The 21,590-nt window shown below is 57.6% G+C and carries 16 protein-coding genes; 5 read left to right on the top strand and 11 right to left on the bottom strand.

Annotated features, from left to right (window positions below; translation table 11 throughout):
• Positions 1–7: 7 nt before the first annotated feature.
• Complete coding sequence (locus tag AKN83_RS25820) at positions 8–1,078, bottom strand: cytochrome-c peroxidase (RefSeq protein ID WP_083992231.1); 1,071 nt, start codon at positions 1,076–1,078, stop codon at positions 8–10.
• A 3,139-nt stretch (positions 1,079–4,217) separates the two neighbouring features.
• Between AKN83_RS25820 and AKN83_RS25810 the strand changes: the two genes are divergently transcribed.
• From AKN83_RS25810 to AKN83_RS25800, 3 genes are all read left to right on the top strand, one after another.
• Positions 4,218–5,813: a hypothetical protein gene (locus AKN83_RS25810; RefSeq protein WP_050402995.1), complete on the top strand. Its 1,596-nt coding sequence runs from the start codon at positions 4,218–4,220 to the stop codon at positions 5,811–5,813.
• A gap of 186 nt (positions 5,814–5,999) precedes the next feature.
• Positions 6,000–6,245 (top strand): hypothetical protein, encoded by a 246-nt coding sequence (locus AKN83_RS25805; protein WP_244486021.1) that lies wholly within the window; start codon positions 6,000–6,002, stop codon positions 6,243–6,245.
• A gap of 811 nt (positions 6,246–7,056) precedes the next feature.
• Positions 7,057–8,877: an NEL-type E3 ubiquitin ligase domain-containing protein gene (locus tag AKN83_RS25800; protein ID WP_050402996.1), complete on the top strand. Its 1,821-nt coding sequence runs from the start codon at positions 7,057–7,059 to the stop codon at positions 8,875–8,877.
• A 223-nt stretch (positions 8,878–9,100) separates the two neighbouring features.
• On the opposite strand, the gene AKN83_RS25795 is transcribed toward AKN83_RS25800, so the two are convergent.
• Positions 9,101–9,820: a hypothetical protein gene (locus AKN83_RS25795; protein ID WP_050402997.1), complete on the bottom strand. Its 720-nt coding sequence runs from the start codon at positions 9,818–9,820 to the stop codon at positions 9,101–9,103.
• A gap of 60 nt (positions 9,821–9,880) precedes the next feature.
• On the bottom strand, positions 9,881–10,630 hold the full coding sequence (locus tag AKN83_RS25790; protein WP_050402998.1) for a P-loop NTPase family protein: 750 nt from the start codon (positions 10,628–10,630) through the stop codon (positions 9,881–9,883).
• Positions 10,631–11,515: 885 nt separating this feature from the next.
• Here AKN83_RS25790 and AKN83_RS40935 point away from each other — a divergent pair.
• Both AKN83_RS40935 and AKN83_RS41330 read left to right on the top strand, forming a co-directional pair.
• Positions 11,516–11,908 (top strand): hypothetical protein, encoded by a 393-nt coding sequence (locus AKN83_RS40935; RefSeq protein WP_157113568.1) that lies wholly within the window; start codon positions 11,516–11,518, stop codon positions 11,906–11,908.
• Positions 11,909–12,850: 942 nt separating this feature from the next.
• The gene (locus AKN83_RS41330) at positions 12,851–13,036 is read left to right on the top strand and encodes a hypothetical protein (protein WP_083992230.1); all 186 of its coding nucleotides are present in this window, start codon (positions 12,851–12,853) and stop codon (positions 13,034–13,036) included.
• A 333-nt stretch (positions 13,037–13,369) separates the two neighbouring features.
• Here AKN83_RS41330 and AKN83_RS25780 read toward each other — a convergent pair whose 3' ends face one another.
• The 8 genes from AKN83_RS25780 to AKN83_RS25755 form a co-directional block, all read right to left on the bottom strand.
• A complete protein-coding gene (locus AKN83_RS25780; protein ID WP_050403059.1) occupies positions 13,370–13,966 on the bottom strand; it encodes a tetratricopeptide repeat protein in 597 nt (198 codons plus the stop codon).
• Between the two features lie 17 nt (positions 13,967–13,983).
• Positions 13,984–16,095, bottom strand: coding sequence for a type III secretion system export apparatus subunit SctV (gene sctV / locus AKN83_RS25775; protein ID WP_050403002.1), 2,112 nt, complete (start codon positions 16,093–16,095; stop codon positions 13,984–13,986).
• A gap of 8 nt (positions 16,096–16,103) precedes the next feature.
• Positions 16,104–16,532 carry a type III secretion apparatus assembly chaperone SctY gene (sctY, locus tag AKN83_RS25770; RefSeq protein ID WP_050403003.1) on the bottom strand — a complete coding sequence of 143 codons (429 nt, stop codon included), beginning with the start codon at positions 16,530–16,532 and terminating at the stop codon, positions 16,104–16,106.
• Between the two features lie 2 nt (positions 16,533–16,534).
• Positions 16,535–17,074 carry a hypothetical protein gene (locus AKN83_RS25765; protein WP_050403004.1) on the bottom strand — a complete coding sequence of 180 codons (540 nt, stop codon included), beginning with the start codon at positions 17,072–17,074 and terminating at the stop codon, positions 16,535–16,537.
• 33 nt (positions 17,075–17,107) lie between these two features.
• Complete coding sequence (locus AKN83_RS25760) at positions 17,108–17,995, bottom strand: SctD/MshK family protein (RefSeq protein WP_050403005.1); 888 nt, start codon at positions 17,993–17,995, stop codon at positions 17,108–17,110.
• Positions 17,996–18,110: 115 nt separating this feature from the next.
• Entirely contained in the window at positions 18,111–18,344 is a 234-nt protein-coding gene (locus AKN83_RS38545) for a hypothetical protein (protein ID WP_050403006.1), read from the bottom strand.
• Between the two features lie 73 nt (positions 18,345–18,417).
• A complete protein-coding gene (locus tag AKN83_RS39880; protein WP_128089486.1) occupies positions 18,418–18,714 on the bottom strand; it encodes a hypothetical protein in 297 nt (98 codons plus the stop codon).
• An 863-nt stretch (positions 18,715–19,577) separates the two neighbouring features.
• Positions 19,578–21,383 (bottom strand): HrpF/NolX family T3SS translocon protein, encoded by a 1,806-nt coding sequence (locus tag AKN83_RS25755; RefSeq protein ID WP_050403060.1) that lies wholly within the window; start codon positions 21,381–21,383, stop codon positions 19,578–19,580.
• Positions 21,384–21,590: the final 207 nt, after the last annotated feature.

Raw genomic sequence — 21,590 nt, 5'->3', positions numbered from 1 at the left:
TGACAGCCTATTTGTCTAAAGAGGGCCTTGGGGTGACGTTGGTGCGCGTGGGCAGTATCGGATAGTCGATCTTCGGAAACTGCCCGGTAAGCGAGTTTAGAAAGGCGACAATTTCGTCAGTTTCTTTGTCGCTCAGCTTTATACCGAGTTGAACCTCACTCATTACGCCAACCGCTTGTTTGAGGCTCCAGACCTGACCGGAATGGAAGTAGGGAGACCGCAATGCAACGTTACGCAATGGCGCGGAGCGGAAAACATACTCATCGCTAAGATTCTTAGTGACGGCAAAACGTCCCCTATCGTCTCTCGGAAGCAAGTTTGCGGCGGGCCTTTCAATCACGCCGAACGGGAAGTAATCCTGTCCACCGACATTAATTCCGTTGTGGCAAGAGGAGCATCCCTTTTCGATGAATAGCTTTAGCCCGGCTTTCTGGTGGTCACTGAGAGCATATCCATCGCCCTCAAGGTACTGATCGAAGGGGGCGGCGGGTGTGATCAAGGTCGCCTCGAAGGCCTCGATGGCCTTGGCAAAATTTGCAAAGGTAACGGGCGCCGCATCGTTGGGGAACGCCTTACTGAACATAACGACATATTCCGTCATTGAGTTCAACGTGCTGAGCACGCGATCGGGCGTCGCATTCATTTCGACTCCGGCCTGGATAGGTCCCCCGGCCTGCGCCTTGAGGTCTGCCGCGCGCCCGTCCCAGAACTGTGCCACGTTGAAGACCGCGTTGAAGACGGTTGGCGCGCGACGTGTACCCTGTTGCCAGCGATGACCGATCGAAGTCGGACCGGCATCTACCCCGCCCATCCCAACGTTATGACACGTGTTGCAGCTAATGACCTCGCTCGCCGAAAGCCTCGGATCGAAGAACAAGAATTTGCCAAGGATGACCTTTTCGTGAGTGATCGGGTTGTCCTTCACCGCTGGAACCATTGAGGGGATCGGCTTGAATAGTCGCCTGGCGGCGCTCATTAGATCATCATTGGCACCTGCCGCTGACGAAACCAGAATGGCAATAGCCACGACAAATAGCTTGCCTACGATGTCAAGCCGGTCTGCCGCTGTTTTCCTCATATTAAGCCTCGTTCGTCGTAGATCATGCAATCGCGAACATAGAGCGGTGCGCGCGAGTCAGTCCGTCCGAAGAACGACTCGCAGCAATCAACGACGAATGATATCTTCAGCGTTGCGGCTAGGCTGCGCCCAGCTCACGCGCCGAGTAGCAACGGCCGTGCCAACGGGGCTCAAGGTCGAAGCCGCTGAGCTGTGGTCGAGCAGTTGCAAACCTGGAATAGCAGCAAGCAATCCAAGCCTGCGGAATCCACGGTAAGATCATTGGCTCGGACGACGAATAAGCCAGCCGACTCGGCGACAACTTCTTGCCGATCGTCCCGGCGGGTGTCCTTTGCTGCGCCTTCAATCTCAACACCAAGCCGAGCGATCACCGACCAACACCAGTGACGTATCGTACACTGCACCGGTGAAGCGTGCAGCTGGCGGGAGTTCGTCCACAATGCGGATGTGCCTGTCTTAGGGCGTATTTTTGCTCGCTGGACGCTCAAAATGCTTGAATCGATCGTAGCGTCAGGTTGTAGGCATTGCGAAGTAGAACTCTCGCACCAGGGAACGCCACATTGGGAACCAGCTTCGCGAATGTCACAAAGGCTGGAGCGCATTGCGCGCGCAGCAAAGCGCAGCCGACCTCTCGGTCTTCGCAGTGAACGTGTTGCGCGTAGTGAGACGATGATTCGTGAGACCGTAATGATTGCGGCGGCGCCACGACGGCTGCTGCCGCCTGGTTCCTGGTAAACGGATGATGCTCGTTGGGAAAATAACAATAGTGAAGGATATGCGGCTTAAGAAGGGTTTGGTGAATCAAGAGCGACGAATGGGGTGGACTTACAATGCGCACCGCTGCGCAACTACCCTTGCTGCGATCACGATCGCAGTCATGTGGTGCACAGGATACGCTTGCGCGCGAGATCGGCGGGCCGAAGAGGTCCTCACGTCGTGCAGACCAGACGTGATGCGCTTCTGTGAGCGCTTCACAGGACGGAGGGATGTAGACGCAGCCATGTTTTGTCTTAGAGACAATTTCAAAAGCTTGGGCGTCGAATGTCGCCGCGCGTTGCCAACTGCGGCGGACAGAAACGGCGGACCGAAACGACGCCTCAATAGGGTTCCGATCGTCCTTCATCGAGAGTGAGCCGTCCGAGCAGAGGTTACAGAGGTTGACGCACGGTGCCGTGTTCCAGGCTGATTGGCGCCGGACTTTGACCAGCTTGCTGTTCGAAAGTCTATCGTGCTGGAACGTCACGCTGCCGAGTCGGAGCTCATCCAACTGCGGCACTGGACTTCGAATGACCTCGTTGGGCGATCGACTGGGCCACCACGCGTGTTACGAGGTCATGGTGCGCTCTGAGGTTCGATGCGCTACTACGGTGGTTGCCGGCGCTGCAGTCCGTTCGTGGGACAAGGCAACCGCGAAGTTACCGCCGTCTGGCTGGAAATGGTCCGACGAACGAATCCGGTTCAACGACGGAAGTCGTCAGGCCGCACATCGTTCAGGAATCCGTGTTGTCCATTAATATGGCGTTGTTGTCGCCGACCTAGCATTTCCAGCAGGCGACTAGATCGACTATGCTTGGCAAAAGATCGCCGGAATGCCCGCGTTGGGCACATTCGATCGCGCTCTTCCAGATATTGTCGCCTTTGGATTATGGTTGGGCTGGAGAGTGCGAATCGAGCCGAGAAACTGCTGAGGTTAGCTCCCAGTCGAATTCGAGAAGGAACTGCTCGATGCCATTGCGGCGTTTTCGATGGGCGCTTCAGAGGGGCCGCTTGGCGGGGGCGTGGTGCTCTTGGTCGAACTGACTTTAGGGTTCAAGGCCAAAGGAAACGTCGTCGACAAAAGCCGCTCAAAGGCAGACAGCTGTTCGAGCAGGCGCTTCTCAATGCTCTTGCGCTCTGCGTCAGATAGGTCCGTTTTAAGCAACCGACGGCAGCGCCAGATCTCGTTCCGCAGCCACCTGATCTCACTCAATCTATCGTCGATCGAAGTCATTGCAGATGTAGTTCACTTTGCCATTCGGAGCATTACGCACGCGGATCGTCATGAGCACCGGTGCCGCCGCATTCATGTCGAATAATTCCGTCTGAGGACTTGCGACTTCCCACCCGTTTCTGCGCAGATAGTGACGAGCAGTTCGATTGGTACAAGGCTCCTGTTAATCGATATCACCTTGCGGCCCGCGTCTGACAAAAAATCGTGGCAGTTCCATGGGTTTTCACTGCGCCCTGATGGCGTATCTTGCACAATTCCTGCGCTCTACAGTGTATTTGTGCGTATCAGATACCAAGGATGGTGAGATGTTAAATCACGTCCGGCATTAGGTGGCTTTAGCGTGAGCTGGTAAAGCATGGCGCATGTCGCGAAGGTCTTTATGGCACCGAAACCTACAAGCGTCCGGTGCCTTTGTTGATTGTTCAGGCTGGGCGCGACCTGAGGGCCCTCATCCACAGCATGGGAAATGGCATGGCGGAGATGTTCTCCCTATGGGGAAGGGTGGTGCGGGCTTGACCGCGAACGACGGCGCTCGCGAACCGATCAAACAAAGCGCATGAGCCCAGGGGTGGAATCTCAGCAATCGACGGCAAATGTGGCTGGACGCGGTGTCGAGCTGAATAACCACTTCGCCGGAATCGTTGCAATCGATATCCGCCTTATACAATCCGCCTGCGCATCAGGAGGACGATTTACAGCTTGAATCTTACGCTGCGACAGGTTGTAGACTCGCCGATGCATCAACACAAAGCTCAGGATGCATCAACACAAAGCTCAGGATGCATCAACACAAAGCTCAGGATGGGGCACGCGTCGACGGCTCATTGGCAAATCGAGATGAGGAGGGGAATGGCTTGCTGATTGCCAACCTTGTTCGGGCGATGGCCGGGAAGGGCAGTTGCACCATCGCCACGGGAGCGCTGGGCCAACCATTGTATCAAGGGCTGGCAATGAAATGAAACGGGCAGCAAAATGTGGTTGGCCACAACTGTAATCACGTTTTTAGTCGCGCAGGGCAAATGCGCAGAGTGAACAGCCCGGCGCTCGCAGGCAGATGCTCCAAAGAGCATGGACGGTTATTATCCAGCCAGAGGCGATGACTGCTTGCATATAGCCGCAGGGTGCTTCGATGAAAGCTCGGAAGGTCTTATGTCCGTTCAAACTAGTCTCACGACGGCGTTAAGCGAAATCGATCGCGCTGTCGGCATTGTTGAATTCTCGACTGCAGTCGTGAGGCGCGACAAGCAACTGTGCAAGGCGGACCTGCCAGTGTTTCTGCAACAAGCAGCCGTTGAGTTTCAATCCAGATTTCTACCGAGTTTCGAGGAAAGCATCCGTGCAGAGAAATCGTGGGGCTATGCGACGACATGCAATGCGGTGAGCCGAAGGGCTGGAGGTCAGGCGGGTCGGGATACTTGCGAGAGAATAGCCTCTCGCGTGTCGCAGCTGGACCATGTTCTGATGAAGAAGATCGGTATCAGGGCGCTTTCCATATTTGCGGCATCCTTCGGCAGGCACGCCAGGAGAGCGGAATGTCGCCAAGCGGCTGTCCGAATAGCCAAATTTTGTCGCGAGGAAAGCAGATCGCTTCAAGAATTGAACAATCTCAGCCTGGCAGGGCTGATAAACGGCTTCAGCAAGTGGCCGGAAGGGAGTGACTTTCGACAGGCCGCGGTTGCAATCGCGGGCGAGGTCATCCGCCGAGCGGGCCGCCACCATCAGCTCTCTGAATTTAGACAGCAAGGGTTGGTGAGCCTGGTAAACGGATTTAGCAAATGGCCAGAAGAGGCGGCCTCGCGCCAAGCCGCGGCCACGCTTGCATTGGAAATCTTGCGGCGCCCCCGCCGGGTCGCCGATTTCGCTCAGCAGGGGTTGGCCATCCTTGTGAACGGTTTTAGCAAGTGGCCTGAGGAGTTGCCCTGTGGTCAAGTCACCGTCGCGGTTGCAACCGAAGTGCTGGGACGTGCGACGCGGTTCCACGAGTTTAGCGAGCAGGATCTGGCGAATTTGGTGAATGGCTTCAGCAAATGGCCAGAGGAGAATGCATCTCGTCAGGCAACATTTGCGATCGCAAGTGAGCTCCTACGCCGTGCCGTCCAGCTTCCGGATTATACCCAGCAAGGATTGGTGAACCTGGTGAACGGGTTCTGCAAATGGCCTGAAGATGCGACTTGTCGTAGGGCTGCGGTCGCGATCGCCGGTGAAGTATTTTGCCGTGCTGCCCAGCTCCCCGATTTGACTCAGCAGGGGCTGTCAAACCTGGTGAACGGTTTTAGTAAGTGGCCAGAAGAGGCCGCGTCTCGCCGAGCCGCGGTCGCACTCGCTCGCGAGGTCCTGCGCCGCGCCGCTCAGCTTTGCGAGTTCTCACAGCAGGGACTTGCGAACCTGGTCAGCGGCTTCAGTAACTGGCCGGACGAACTGCCGTGCGGTCAAGCGACCGTCGTGCTCGCAGGCGAGGTCCTTCGCCGCGCGGATCGGAGGACGGAGCTCTCGGATTTCACTACCCAGGATCTCAGGGGCCTGCTGATCGGCTTCAACAAATCGCCACAAGAAAGTGTCGCTCGCCAGGCCACGATCACGATCGCCAATGAGATCCTCGGGCGCGGTATCAGGCTCTTTAATTTTACCAAGCTGGAGGCAGACAATTTGCTGTGCGGCTTTAGCAAGTGGCCGCACGACGCCGCCGGGCAAGGGAGGGTGACTGAGATCATCAGGCAGCTGCAACTCGCGGCTGAGACTGCGTAGGCCCTGAGAGGAGAAGCGACGTTAGCAGATGAGGCGATCGAAGAAAGAAAGCACAAGCTAGCGGTGTTTGATACTCATGGGGCGATGCCATGGCACGACAACCCGGAACAATGAGAGGTGTCATAGCTCTATCGGCAACGCCCATATTGTACAATATTGAGCGACTAATCAGAAGGACGTGGATTCGTGAGTCAGGCTGAAAACGACGTCGTCGAGCATATGCTCTCATCATTGACGATCAGCTTGTTTCAGAATCGTATCGCGCCATCCGACGAACAGGTGATGTATCATTTCGGGCTGGCCTGCGAAAGAGCGGGGTTGATCGCGACGGAAGAGGTCGCAATACGGATATTGAAGCGCGTGTCGTGCGAGATCAACCAAGCGCAGTCGGTGCTCGAGTTCGTTGGTCGCGGCGAGGGTTGGCTACACTGAGCGCAACGTAAAGAAACTCGATGCCGACAGTGATGGGCAGTGTCTGTTCGGACTCGGGAGGGACCCGCGAGCGGAATCACCGCTTGCTTGCCGCAAGCCGCGAAAGCGCCAGTTGAGCTTGAGGATCATGTCCGCGGTCGTTGATAGCTGGAGGCCAATCATTCAGGTCGGCTTTGCTGATTGGGTACGCGCCTTGGCCACTCGGTGACGAGCGAGCGCATTACGCGCAAAAATCTACTAGTGTTCGGCTCGTCGATCAACACAACGTCTCCCAGGAAGGGGTAGCGTCTCCCAGGAAGGGGTAGCCGACTTCGACCGCACAGGAGCGGCAACGTCGCCGTCCTGTCAGCATCACGCTGCCGGCGTGCCGCCGCTCGGACACCAAATTTACCGAGCAGGAAACTGTTTCGTTCCCGTCGGACGTTTTGCGGAGCGCTGCGCCAAAGCGTCGAGAGACATCGAAGGAATGTTGGGCGGCGCATTGATCATCGCTTCGAGGCTATCAGCTTGTCGTCAGCTATATCCCGTAGGCTGAATGTCCCGAATTGCTGCAAGGCCGGCTCGATGTGCTCAGGCATGGCAGGAAAGGGGAGATGGATTCCAGTATCAACCCGATCCGCGAGCGAGGCCCCTTGAGATTGGTCCTCGGTCGCCATCGATCGCAGAGTAATCGCACCAAGCCCTGCGTGGCGACCGCTTCGTGATGTGCTCTCGTCAGGCGATGAAGCGCATCCATAGCGGGGCTCTACCGGCTTCATGATACGCCGCCTCGGTGCATTCGCTTCCTTTAGCTACCGAAGAGACGACATCTGTGAATACCGAACAGCTTGGCGCTGGGACTCCTTCCGAAGCTTCCGATTGGGAAAGCTGCGAACCAGGGTCACCGGCCTCATCGCACTGGGACGAAGCCTCGACGGAAGCGCAGGCGTCTGCTGACTTGCCGGACCAGGTCTTGACGGATTGGGCTGCCGAAGACGGGCAGGGGCAGCATGAGGATCGGCAGCGGGTGGTAAGTCGAATGAGAGCCTGGAGGGGCACAGGCGATCTCAATGAGCCAATAGATCTGTCGTCCCTGTCACTGACCAACTTGGCGGCCCCGATCCCGGCCGGATTGCGCCGCCTGAATATCGACGACAATCAACTGAGCAGCCTTCCCGAAACTCCTCCGGCCAGTCTGCAGCGGCTCTGCGCGAACAATAATCGGCTGACCGCCCTGCCCGAGCTTCCGCCCGGTCTGCGACGGCTCTATGCCATTAGCAACGGGCTGTCCAGCCTGCCCGCAGAGCTACCGCCTGGATTGCGGCGCCTGAATGTCGACAACAATCAGTTATCCAGTCTCCCCGATCGCCTTCCAGCGACGCTTCAGGAGCTGGACGTCTCGGGTAATCAGCTGACTCGTCTGCCCGAGCTTCCAGCCGGGCTCGAGCACCTGAATGTCGACTATAACCAGCTGACCGATTTGCCCGAGCCTCTTCCGGCCGGGCTTGAATGGCTTAGTGCCAGCCATAATCGGCTAACCAGTCTGCCCGAAACGTTTCCGGCCGAGCTGCTGTGGCTTGGCGCCAGCAACAACCAGCTAACCAGCGTGCCCGAGACTATGCTGACACAGCTAAGCCGAGACGCGAGTGTTGATCTGGAGAACAATCCTCTGTCCGACGCGGTGCAGGCCGGCCTGGCGACTGCCATGCATGCCGGAGACTATGCCGGCCCGCAGGTTTTCTTCTCGAACACATCAGGTGCGGTGCAAGTTGAGCCGCGGTCGCTGCAGGAGGTTGTCGCGCACTGGCTCGAGGGCGAGCCGGCAGCAATAACCGCTTGGCGGGCCTTCGCCGAAGAGCCGGGTGCCTTAGATTATGCACGCTTTCTCGACAGGCTCCGCGGCACCGTGAACTATGGTAACGACGCGTTCCGGCACGCGGTCGTCGAAGATCTGCGGCAGGCAGTCATCAGGCCGAATTTACGCGAGCTGCATTTCGAGCTGGCCTCCGGAGCGAGTGCGAGCTGCGAAGATCGCATCACTTTGACCTGGAACGGCACGCAGAGCACACGCCTGAACGCGGATGTCGAGGACGGCGCCTATGACGGACGCCTTGGCGAACTGCTCCAGCACGGCCACGTCATGTTTCGCTTGGAGGCCCTGGACCGAATCGCGCGCGAGACCGTCAACTCGCTTCGTCGAACCGATCCGGACACGGACGTCGATGAGATCGAGGTCTACCTTGCCTACCAAACCCAACTGCGTGATGCGCTGGAGCTGCGGCACATCGCTCCCGATATGCGCTTCATGAGCGTCTCTCACGTTACCGGGGACGATGTCGCCAGGGCCGAGACGGCAGTGCGGAACCAGGAAGCGACCGAATTTGCGCAGTTTCTGGCGACCCGATGGCAGCCATGGGAAAGTGTGCTAAGACGCATCGCGCCCGAAGACTATGCTGAGATGCAGGAACGGCTCGTCGATGCGATGGGCGAGCCGTTTCAAGCCCGCTTGGATCGGCGGCTGGCGGAGGATGGGTTGACGCGCGACGCCGATGCCGAGCGGGTGCTCGGCGCCCAGATACGCAACGAGATCGCCCGCGAGATCAAAGGCGCGGTCATGGACCGGGTGCTCGGGGAGCTCGGCTTCGAGCTATGAGCTCCTCCGCTGGCATCATCGATGCGTCTCGTCGCCCGCAAAGCCCAAGAGGGCAGTTGCCGGTCGCGCGATTGGGTGCGGGTGAGCTCAACTAAAAATACGCTTGATTGCACCCAATCCAGGCGGGGATTCGCACGGTGCATTTCATTATGGCCAAAGCCATTGGCGGCCGGTCAAACGACTGCTCATAAGCTTAACGAATGGATGGCGAGTAGTCTCAGCCTCAAGTAGCCTTTGTGCAACGCAGGCTCTCGATGTTCGTCCCCCGCGATCGATAGGATCTTCGCAGCATCAAACTCGATTCTAGATCGCGGAACATTGTGTAGTTCCGTCGTATCCACTGATGCAGCTCGGTGGACCAGTCCTTTTCGTCCCGCAGATATCCGGTGAAGGAAAAGCCAAGTCGGTCTATGTATCTCTTGAGAAACGGCGGCAGCGCGGAAATCCGGAGCACCCGCTCGCCATCCATGACTTCAGGTAATCCGCCGCGCAGCGCAAATTCATTGTGGACGGTGACCAGCGATGCTGGCGGAATCTGACGCCGCAGCATGTCATAACCGCGAAAGGAAATGCGGTCAGCGCCTGCGATGAAGAGAATGATAGGAGCGACATAGCGGCGCGCCGTCTCCTTTAAGAAGCCGATCTCCTCGCACATCTTGAAGAACTCGTCGAAGGCATGGAAGCCGAGATCGATCACCTTGGGTACCCGATCGTGGAAGATAAGCGGGTCCATCAGCTGCATCTTGCCGTAAGTGTCCGTCACATCCGCGGTCTCGGTTATCTTAGGGAGATAATCAAGCAGTGATGGCTCTTTTAGATTGACATCGAACGACAGGGCGGTGCCGTCTTTGAGCAGCAAGAACTCGCTCAGGACGCGAGCGATGAGGGTTTTTCCGACCTGCGGGCTAGGAGAGCAGATGATGTAGATAGGGGTTGCTAACATAGCCAGCAGATCAATCTCGTTTCGTATGTCGGCCTTCTCTTGGCCCGCAAGAATATGCGACTACTTCTCGCCACTCCGCGTCGCAGACTTGGCGCCGGCCAATTCCGTCAAGTTGATGCGATCAAACTCGCTCCAGACATTTGCAAGCCAGTGCCGGACATAACCGCGTAGCACGAAGGAGTTGTTCGCGGGCTCATCGTTGCGGCCCTTGTTTGCGACGAAATCTACGAACGGGACGGATGCGACTTCGACCTGCTCAAAGGCCATCTCGTTAAGTTTCGGGATGGTCAACTCGGTCGCCTGTTTGATGCGGTGAAAATAGGAGTTATAGGTCGACTGGTCCCACTGGAAGAACTGAGTGTCATTGATGAAGTTCTTGACCAGATAGTACTTTGCTCCGCTCATGAAGTTAGCGGTCTCCTCGATCTCGTCGAGCGAAGCGATAGACGATCCTAGAATGTGGAATACGGCAAACGTAACCTGGCCGGACCGCGCCGAATCCAGAAATCCGATGTCGCGCAAGGAGGCTAGCGCTGAGGACAGCAATCCGGCGCGAGCGTCGATGACGGTGACGGATAGCCCGGAGTTCAGGGTATCGAAAATCTTCATCTGGTCCGCGGTCGTCGTCATGTCGACGATCTCGGTGATCTCGGGATAAAAGCGCTTCAGCGTTCCCCGCGGAGACTCCGTATCGAAAGCGCGTGTTTGCACGTTGTTGACGCTGAAGTAGTCCAGCAGCGTTCGTGATACGGTCGTCTTGCCGACTCCTCCCTTGTCTGCACCCACCACAATCACAACTGGCTTCACCATTGAATTCTCCTGAGGCACTCGCTCTTGCCGCGCGCGAAGTGCGCAATCGGCGCGTCACTGCTTTGGGTGAGAACATGGCAGAAAGAAGAGTAATTGAATTTTTGACGCGAGAGCTCCTCAGGTTGATGAACGTTTTCAACATCGAGCAGAGTTGCGCGGTCTGACTGAGACGGCGGCGCACGCTGGGAGTAGTAAGTAATCGCTCCTGCTCGTGATTTACGTAAGGTTCGTGAGTAACCGGAAGGCCGGGCGTCGAAGGATCAACCGTGAGCCTGATGATCGTTGCGATAGCGTTCTATCTACCGATCGCTGGATCGTCATGAAGGACGTGAACCTTACGTAGCGTCAGCTTGTAGCATCGATGTAAACACGATTCAGGTGGTGCTGCACGGCCTGGAGAGCAGTCGCGGATCTAGCTCGTTCGACATAGGTTGGCCCGATCAAGCATCTCCAAACGCGTGACGACGTTTTCGCTCGATGCGTCTCGTCAGTTCGTAAATCCGCGACGACGCAAATCGCCCGGGCGCCGGTCCGATGCGTGACGGCAACTGCATCTATAGAGCTTGGGCAGACTTGTAGAAGATCGGGCGTTCCTGATGCGATCGCCGAAATGCGAAACGCTCGAACGCAAACGAAAAGCTGGAGTCGATTGGCGCAACGGAAATTGACGGGGAAGGGCGGCGACGTGGCGTCGACGCAAGTTTCGATAGGCTCGCTGTCAACATTCTGCTCTACACATTGCCTGGCGATATTTCTCATGGTCAGGATGCGAGAGTCGGCGAGCGTTCTCTAGAGTACGCTGCCGGCGAAGTAGTCGAGGACGAAGATGCCGGAATAGCGTAGACGTTCGGTCGCGCGGATTGGATTGTTGATGATTGAGTCCACTTGGCCAATGCGGTGGGGGTATCGCGCACGGATAGCGTCGACGGCGTTCATCGAGTGAACCGCCTCGGCAGCAGGCACCTCCTTCAGTCAGTGATGAAACGTGTTGTTACCGAGGGCGTCATAGAAGGGTTTATCTGTCGCATAGGCACGGCAAGTGAACATCTCATCAAATGCAATCATAACCATGAGGAAGAAGTCGTCCTTCAGGTGCTCAACGATTGGACCAAAATCGTGCGACCGAGCGTCCAATTTCTTCCGAAGATCTTTTTCGGACCCATTAGCGACGAGTTCAATGATGCCGATGAGGCGATCGGTGTGGCGTTCCTCGTCGATCGCCCAGGCATTGAAGAATGCCGCAGCTTCATCGCTAACGATGAGGTTTCGATCGGCTAACTCTTATTTAAGGTGCCGAGCGTCATATACCGTGCATAGGTCAGGCCACAATTTGTTCCAGCGCGCACAAATAGCGGACGGCTCAGCATTGAACATCCTTGACGTAAGAGAATTGAATAGTTCTTTTGGACTCCAGTGCCGCCGAACAGGCGTGATCATCTGAGTGCCCCAAATCGCGGTGCGAGCGCTCCAGCGTGCCATCGTAAATCGTGCGCTCGTACAGCAGTCTGCTGCAAACTACACGTACCGTCACCTGTATGCTTTGGCGAGTTGATTCTAGATCGGAGACGTCTGCCTTGGCCGAAGCGCCGCCCGGAAAGGCAGCAGGTACTTGTGGCCTAGGGCTGCAAATCGAAAACCAGACTCTCAATTGGAGGGGAAAGATGATGCGCTGACGTCGAGAGTGCAGCCCCCGCGGGGCTGTCATGCTGACAGGTACGCTTAGTGTCCCGAGCTCCAGCGAGCCGCTGGTTCGGGCTAGGGATCGGTCAGCCTGGACTGCGCAGAATTAGCCCTGTCGCGTGGCATGGGACCGAGGCTCGGACTGGCACCAAGGGATGTCAAACTGCGTCGGGGGCGATCCCAATCCTTGGCCTCATCAAGGGGTTGACAACGCGTTGGCCGCTTGTGACTTCACATTAGAAGCCAACCAGCATTGCAGGCCGCTTGATTGATGTGTAAGCCGAGAAGCGCGCTCGATCCTGTTCGTCATCTATGCTCTTGCCTGGCTGAGTTTGTTGCCGAGCAAACGCGGAGCAATGGCGACCTTGGCCGGCATCGCCGAGGCGCGCTTGATGGAAGACGTCCTCCTCAAAAAAGTTCTTCGGCTGTCAAGGCGGCAAGAATCTGCCAACCATTCACGCCTTTCGGCCTTGCCGCTAACGGATCAAAAACTGTTATGCAGCAAGTTCTCGCCTGGGACCGCAGGGGAAATATCTTCACATGATCGGACTGGCCGTTATGGAAAATGTGCGCCGCTATCGCGCGATTGCGTCTCTGTGCCGGCAGGCTGCCGCATTTCGGCCAATCCAAGGGGGCTCATTGCTCGCGCAAGCTGCAGATTGGGAAGATCGTGCAGTTGCGGAGCTTGAGAGATATTTTAATTGTTCGACTGCGTGTCCTCGTTGAAGTGGTCGGACGATTCAAGGATCCGCTGCCCGAGAATGGGTAAATTCAAGATATGGAATAGTGGCTGGATGACTTGGTTAGGCAGTCGTGTGAAAGATCGGTTTGAACCTATTGGCTTCTAATTGAGGGTAGAGGCCTGCTCCATCGAAGCGAGCGCGTGTCGGGCTCACGCCATCCAGCCAAGAGAGGGCACTCGGCTCTCGCGATTGTACACGATAAGGTTGGGCTCCTCGCGACAACATCGTTCGAAATCAAATGTGCCCTGTAATCTCTGCACGAGATCATTATCCAGCTGTCTGTCGGTCAGACGACCGACATGGTAGGCATTGCGATTTACCGCTGTTGGCTGTGAGATCTCGATCTGGCTAACGCGTGCTGGTCGCCAGTTTGCAACTCTTGATTGGAGTTTCGGCTGCCCGTCTTGCCTTCAAGTGCAGCCGACAGCTTGAGATTGTTGCGCAACATTGAACTTGTGGGCTCGATCGCGAGGCCTTGACGGTATAGCACTTGCGCCTCCTCGTGGCGCCCCTGTTGGTCGAGCACGACGCCCTTTGCATTCAATGCGCGCAGGTCGCCGGGGGCTGCCAATAGTACCTCATTGAGCACCTGAAGTGCCTGATCTGAGGAGTTTCGCGCCAACAAGGCCCGCGCAAGAGAAATTGCCGCATTGACGTTGTCCGGTCGTTGGTCCAGGGCCGCGCGTAGATTCTGCTCATCAGCATCAGTGAGAGCGCGCGAGATGCGGTCGCGCATGGCCGGATCAAACTCTCTGGCGTCTGCTAGGTCTGACGTGGACCACTGCTGGCGACGATCGGACAGGCTCGCGCAACCGGTGAGCATCATAATAGTGATGATCGCAGGCAGAATCGACCATGGGCCTGGACTAGCGAAGCACAAGCGCCGCCGACGTTTGGTTCCACTTGAATTCATGGCCTGCTCGTGCTGTCTCAACTCGCAGCGCTCAGGAGACCGCCCGGCGAAGGGCTCTTGTCCTTGGCAGGTGCTAGCTTCACGGATCCGATCGGCTGGACCGTGAAATCTGCGGCGAGGTCTTGATAAGAAAGGACAGGTAGGTCGATTCCGTTGCGGGTGAGAAAGCCGCGAACGAAACGTCGGATATCCATCGAACCCAGAATAACTGGCTGGTTTTTGCTGCGCGCGATGCTCGAATGGATCTGGCGAAATTGGGAGAGCAGCATTTCGCTTTGCCGGTCCTCCAAAACGAGGTACGGGCCGACGGCGGTCTCGCGCACGGCACCCCGCACGATATCCTCAGTCTCGCGCTCAACGATAAAGGCAGCCACAACGCGATGTGCGTTGGCATAGCGGTGACAGATCTGCCGCTTCAGAACAGAGCGCACATATTCGGTGAGCAGTACAGCGTTTTGCTCCCGTTCGCTCCATTCCGCAAGCGCTTCCAGAACCAAGCGGGTGTTCCGGATGGGGATGCCCTCGTCTAGCAGACGACGCAGGACATCCGCGATCCGAGGAATCGGTGTCGTGCGCAGCACCTCCTTCACCAGATCGGCATATTCCTGCTCCATCCGGCCAAGCAACTGGCGCGTTTCCTGAATGCCAACCAAGCGCTGTGCATAGCGCGTCAGCGTAGACCGGACGCGCAAGGCGATGATTTCGCTCGGTCCGTGATGCCCTATGCCGGCCGCCTTGAGAGCAGCCGCATGGCCCTGTTCGATCCAGATCCGATTCGTGTCTGGATCGGGCCAGAAAGGGATGCCGCTCAATTCGATGTTCGCCACATCGTCATCAAGCAAGAGCTTTGTCGGATCAATAGCGCCCTCTTCTACGGGCACGCCCTCGACGGCCACACTGAATTGCGATCGGGCCAGGTGGTTGGCGCTTTGAGCGGGAATTCGTGGAATTGTGATGCCCAGATCAGCTGAGACCAGTGCCGAAACCCGTGCGACGCACCGCCCGAGCTCCCCCACGTCCATTGCCTGCATGAGGTTCGGCGCCAGCAACAGCGTAATCGGGAGTGCTTCGGCCGGCACGGTTTGCTTCTGACTCTGCGTGGCCGCGGGAGCCGAACCGGTGGGACTGACGCCGGCCTCGGGAGCGGTCTTGCTCTCTGGCACGCCAACCTTGACAAAGCTGGCGGCGGAAAAGAGCGCGGCCAGTATGACAAAGGGGGGCAAAGGGAAGCCAGGAACGAGTCCCATCACAAGCAGGACGCAGGCAGCCAGCCGGAGCGCTTGGGTGCTGGCCGTAAGCTGGTTGACGATATCAGCGCCGAGATTGAGTCTGGAAGGGCCGTTGACACGAGTGACAATGGTTGCGGCTGTAATTGACAGCAGCAGCGCTGGGATCTGCGAAATGAGCGCATCACCGATTGTCAGGATAGTGTATTGATGCATCGCCTCCTCAAGGGACATGCCCCTGGAGAGCGAGCCGATCGTGATGCCACCTAGCATGTTGATACAAATGACTACGAGTCCGGCGATGGCATCGCCCTTCACGAATTTCATGGCGCCGTCCATTGCGCCGTGAAGCTGGCTTTCCCGCTCCAGCACGCCGCGCCGGCTGCGGGCTTCATGCTGGTCGATATGGCCGTTGCGCAGTTCCGCGTCGATCGCCATTTGCTTGCCCGGGAGCGCATCAAGCGTGAAGCGCGCCGACACCTCTGCCACTCGTTCGGCGCCCTTGGCGAGAACCATGAATTGCACCATGGTTACGATCAGGAATATGACAATGCCGACGGCGATGTTGCCGGATATGACGAAATCGCCGAACGTATGGATGATGCTGCCGGCGTCACCCTCGGACAGGATCAGCCGCGTCGTTGCAACGGTAAGGGCGAGGCGAAAAACTGTGGATATCAGGATGACGCCCGGCAGCGACGAAAAGTCGAGTGGCGTGTTGAGATACAGGGCGACCATCAGCAGCAATATGGCAAAGCCCAGATTGAAGCCGATCAGCATATCGATCACGACGATCGGGATCGGCATGATCATCATTCCGATCGCTAGAAGAAGCATCAGCGCGACCATCAAATCCGGGTGCGCGGGCGCGCGCGTGATGAGATTTCGTAAAACGTTGGCCATGAAAAGCCTTATTGTTGCCTAGCTGCAGCAGTGTTGCCCCGCAATGAGACATAACGCTTGAAGGTGGCCTGCGCTTCGGTCATGCGGCCGGCGTGGCGTAGGGCGTGGCTGCGCATTAGCATCAAGGGCATAGATGAGGATGGCTCGTCATCTAGTTGGTCAAGCCGATCCAATACCGACAGTGCTTCGTCACCGCGACGCTCCGAGATGAGAGCATAGGCCAGGATCCGCAGCAGGCCGATGTCTCGAGACTGTTCGTGAGCAACCAGCCGCAACAGAGCCAGGCTCTTTGCGCTTTGCCCGCACGATAGATAAATATAAGAAAGCACGCAGAGCAAATCTCGCTCCGGACCAGTGACCAGCTCGAGAGCATCGGCTTCGGAAACGTTTGACGGCTGTGTAGATGCGGCGTATTGCAATTTGTCTGGATCGGCCATCGCTAGCCTTTGATCAAGCCGTTGTGGCTCTGCCGGAGCAAGATTAGCCGCTGCAGCTCCAGCTGCAGAAGGGCGGCTCCTTCACGTGCCACCAAGTCCTCCGGGGCAGCAGATAGCGTATTGGCTAAACGCTCCAAAAGAGGGCCGTGTTGTTCGGGACGCAGAACGTGCGAATGACGTAGGCGCGGCGTCACGAACGAGAGCAGGCTATGCGCGAGATTAGGCCCGTTAAGCCAAGCGAGTTCCGAGCCTGGCTCAATCTGACCTGGCTTGGCGCGAGCCTCGTCGAGATTGACGCGCGAAATCGCATTGATCGAGCTGAGTTCGAGCGCGCTATCGATCGTGGCTTCAACCAAGTGATCCGGCGCCTCACTATGCCGGCGAAGTGCGCTGCGGCTCTTGTCATCATTGCCACGCGTCCGGTCAATCCCGATGGACCTTGCTCGAGAACTGCCCGGCGTGATGCCAGATGCATGATGATCAACGTTTGGTCCCTGAAAAGAGGTGCCAGACTCGACGGGATTCGGGGGCAGCCTAGTCATGGCAGTTTGCTTCCTTACCTGCGTCCTGAAAGGCTAATAGGACAGAGCGGCAAGCCGGCCATTCCGGCTCAGCAACACACGCCCTTCCTCAATTCCGTTGACGGTCCATCCATTGCTCAAAAGCGCGCCCACAAAGTATTTTTGACCAGCAATGACGATATAAGGGTCGCTGCCGCGCCACACAGCCTGGATCCCAATCGCAGAGGGTGTCTTCTCATCCTTGACGACGACTGCATTGACGAGCGTATAAGCGCCGTTGCTATCGCGATCCAACCGTTGCTGGATGTTCTGCCAAGTGGCAAGTCCAGCGGGCGTAACGCTGCCGTCGGCGGTGACAACGCCGGGCGCGGAGCCAACTTTGATGCCGACAAGGCCTGCTCTGTCAACTTCCTCTTGTAGCAGCTCCGCAGTTGTATCGGTGGCCGGAGCATCAGGAGCGCTGAGCGCCAGCTTGGGTGAAACGTCCGCGGCAGGAGGCGAACTTGGCACTGCAGCCGTGTCGGTCTGGACAAAACTGGTCGAGAATGTGCCAACCGCGGCAAAGCTGATAACGACCATGGCGAGTCCGGCGAGCGATACACGCCGACGATCGATAGAGCCAGCTTTTTCGAGACCCTCGATAGACCACCGGATCGACATTTCTCCGGCATGAAGGACGGCAGGAAGAGGGACAATGATGGGCGTGTTTGGCAAAACAGTCTCACGCCCCTCGACACGAACGTCGCTCGCCAATGCCTCGATCTCGATCGAGTTGAAATGCGGCGTGACACGAAGATGGTGCGGCTCGAGGCCTTGCTCGACAAAGATTAAATCAGCATCGAAGCTGCTGCCGATCAGACACGATCCGACCCCCACTGTGCCTGTCAGCCCAGAATAGCACCCCAGCAGCACTTCGAAGCGCTGGCAATGTGGTTCATTCACGGTCGCTCTCCTGAACAGCGAACGGAACCGTACGGCAGAACCGTACGGCCCGTTGCGACTTCACGGACTAGGCAGCCCGGGAAACTGGGCGACGTACATCGCCCCGCCTCATCCCTTACTGCACCCGCTCGTCGGCTACTTTCTTGACGGTCGAGAGCTCGGTCGAGACGACGCGAAGTTCCACATCCCTCTCAGTAGCCTTAGTGCTTTGGGCAGTCAGAGCGGCCATTTGCCGGTTGAATGCCGCCTCGCCGGCAACTTCAGCCGCCGTGGAGCCAGCGGCAGCAGTAGCGGTGCCAATTGCACCACCTGCCGTCGAGGTATGAGACGCACCAACGCCATTACTCATAATAGTTCTCCTGTGTGCTCGAATTTCGCCGCAACGTGCGGCTCTTATTTTCCTGATGCCGCAACATGCGACGTCAGGAATCCTCTTCTGTTTCGGCCATGACGTCGTGGAAACGACTCATTGCACTATTTGCAATCTGTAGAGCAGCAGCTCCGAGAGCGACGTTGAATGCTTGCTGCATAGCGGCTTCTCGTGAGGTTCCGCTTGGAGTGGACGCGCCGCCGTTTACGGGAATGTTCGCGTCTGGCGATCGGCCATGATCATCGCGCTCGTCAGGTTTATGAGATCCGTTTTTGCCGCTGCTTTTGCCGCCAGCCGCATGGAGGTCGGCATCAACGTGCCCAGTGGGGCTGGAGCTTGTAACGCGCATCGGGTTCTCCTATGTCAATTCAATTGTGCCAATGGAGGCAGTCTCCGCCCACCAATGTGCAAACGTTAGCTTTCGAGAAGCTGACGAGGTCTATAAAATGCAATGGGCCGATGCTGGATCTGCGAAAGCTGCAGATCAGATGGTATGTACCAGGACAAACCTTCGTTTGTAGAGCTCGATCGCGTCGGATCGCTGCTCATCAAGTCGAAAGCTTCAGCAGGCGGATGTTAACGCGACTATTAATAGATCGCGTTTTGAAGTCGACTGCGCTGCAGTCCCGGGCTGACGTCGCTTTCGATGCCCGCGGGGCCTTTCGACAATTTTCTTGCGGCCGGGCGCAGCGGGACGGAGCTTGACCTGGTTTGGAGCGGGGTAGAAAGCGAGATTGACGGCGAGTCAGCGGTCAAGGATGATCCCCCGGTCCTGGAGGGCTCATGAAGGATCCGTCAATCGGGGTCCGCCTTCACGAGAGCGAACAGCAGCCTGCCGCTCGAAAAGGGGTCCTTCGCCCTGGCGCTCTGCGATCAGCATGCTCCTGATCCTTGCGCAAGCCGGCAGGCTCCGCACTTCTGACCGGTTCTGTCGCGCCGCTTTAATGCATCGACCTTCTTGCTGGGCTGCATTTGCAGCCGATTGACCTTCGCAGCGGCAGACTGGATTTGAGGTCGGCCCTCGCGCGATCGGGCGCGGCCTACATAAATTGTGAGCAGTGAAGAGCGAGCAAGTTCCTCGGATCCGGCGCGCGGCATCGAGGATGGTAGAGCTTGCGCGACCGACTGCTCGACAGGGAGACCCGACCGCGCGTAAGCCGCACAAGCTCGACCAGCGTTTTCAGCCTTATTTTGACGGATAGTGTGATCCGACTAGGCGTTAGCGCCCGCAGCTTGCATGCGCTCGGACTCGATGCGAGCCTTCAAGTTGTTCAGGTAGTCCTCCGCGTAGGACTGGGCTACCGAAACCGGGAGGTTGACCCCCGCCGTGGCCGCTTCTTGAATTGCCTGCTTCACCAAGCCTTCTCGCATTGCCAATTTGACCTCAGGGCCGCCGATGCAGCCTACCGCCTGTGCCGCAAGGCCCAGGCCGGCTTCTTCGAGCGCTTGCTTTATGTTGCCACCGCTGATGGCGGTGTGAAGAAGATTTGCAGCTTGCGCTTCGGCTTCGAGCACCATTGACGCCAGATCGGCCAATTCGCCCAAGCCTGGAATGAAGCTAAGCACACCGACCGCTGTCGCAGCCCAGTCGAGTACCTTAGAGCCAACCTTGAGCACGTCATTGATTGCGTGCATGAAGGCGCCACCGTTCTTTTTGGGAGACTTGACGTCGGGTTGGTCTGCCACGCCCATCGTCATGTCCGCGACCGCGTCCTTGTCGGCGGCCGTTTGGGCGGTATGCGTCTTCACATGTTGAACGGTGCGGTTCGCACAGGACATGTTGTTGAAGAACTGGTTGAAGTCGCTCTTGCTGATATTACCGGAATCGACCGTATGGCCGCCGCCGAAGTCGAAGAACTTGTGGTGGGTTTTGTAGCCCGTAATCGCGTTGTTCATCAACCCGAACAGCACAGGGTCGGACAGCAGCTGGGATGCGGCCTTTCGCACCTCGGGCGCGAGGCTCTTGTCGTCGGCCATGCTCGCCAGCTTTTCCCGCGTCAGGTCGCCCTTCCCGAAAAAGGCGCTTTGGTTCTTGCTGATCGTGTCGAGCGTATCGAGCTCGGCTTTTGTGAGATTCACCGATGATGAAGCAACCTGCAGGAAGTCCTCTTTGTGGACCTTGTCTATCGAGCCGCCATACAACTGCTTCCATTCATTCGGATGGTCGAGGAAGTATTGAGCAGCCGCGAGAACCTGCGGCGGGCATTTGCCCGTCTTGGCTACGCCGTCGACGATCTGCTTGAAATCCGAAAGGCTTAGGTTCTTGGGCAGGTTGTCGGAATAGCGATAGAGCTCGCGCAATGCATCGGTCAGCATCATAACCGATGGCTCGCCATTGCCGCTGCCGTCGGAGGGGATATAGTTTTGCGTATAGTTCTTTGCCCGCTGCTCCTGGAACTCAGCAACTTGCGGGTGGTGATCGGAGAAGCCGGAGAGATCACCCGCTTTGATCTTACCGCCGCAGCGGCCGTCGCCTTGCGAACCTATCGCGTAGAAGAGCTCGGGGTCTCGCTGCAGTGCCTCGATCGCCGCCTTTAGATCCGGCGGTGTGGAGGGATCGTTGGCCAAATCTCCCAGAGATTTCCAATCCAGCGGGCATTTGTCCTTGTGTCGGATCAGCACCGACACAATCTGCAGCTCGGCCTCAGTCGGGGTGCCGCTGTTCCACGTGAGTCTGGAGCTTTGTACGGGGGCTTCTGCAATCTTTGGGGCGCTCGCAGCGGAGGAGGCTTCCTCAGAGGACGGCTCGGGGGTCTCCTGACATGCGTCCAGTGCGGCCTTAATCTCCGGCGGGATGATGTTCCGCACCTCTTGCGTGAGTTCCTCCGTCAGTTGCTTGGCCGAGTCCTCGGTCGCCGGACCCTGTGGTGGGGAATGCTCGTCAGTCGTGCCCTTCAACGACAAACTGACCAGCACCGCCTCGAAGCTTGAAAAGTCACGCGCCGGCGAGGGCCCGGAAGCTAGCCCCGACAAAGCCAAATTCGAGCTGGTGGTTAGCGGCAGATTGTTGACTGACATCATACGTCCTCTGATTTGAGATCGCACCACAAGCTGGCCATGTGGCGCAGCCTGAGATCGCGGCGAACAACGAGCAAGCAATGTCAATAGCGCTCAACGGCTCCTACCGCTTGCTTCCGATTGCACAGCGCTCCCAGCGCTCAGTTTGGCTACAATCTATAGGCATATCGCCGTCTAGATATTCACGCCGTATGGTAGGAGCGATTA

This window comes from Bradyrhizobium embrapense (assembly GCF_001189235.2).
In the GTDB taxonomy this organism is placed as follows: Bacteria; Pseudomonadota; Alphaproteobacteria; order Rhizobiales; family Xanthobacteraceae; genus Bradyrhizobium; species Bradyrhizobium embrapense.
Note: the sequence above shows the minus strand (reverse complement) of the source record. Positions and strands in the feature narration are given on the sequence as shown.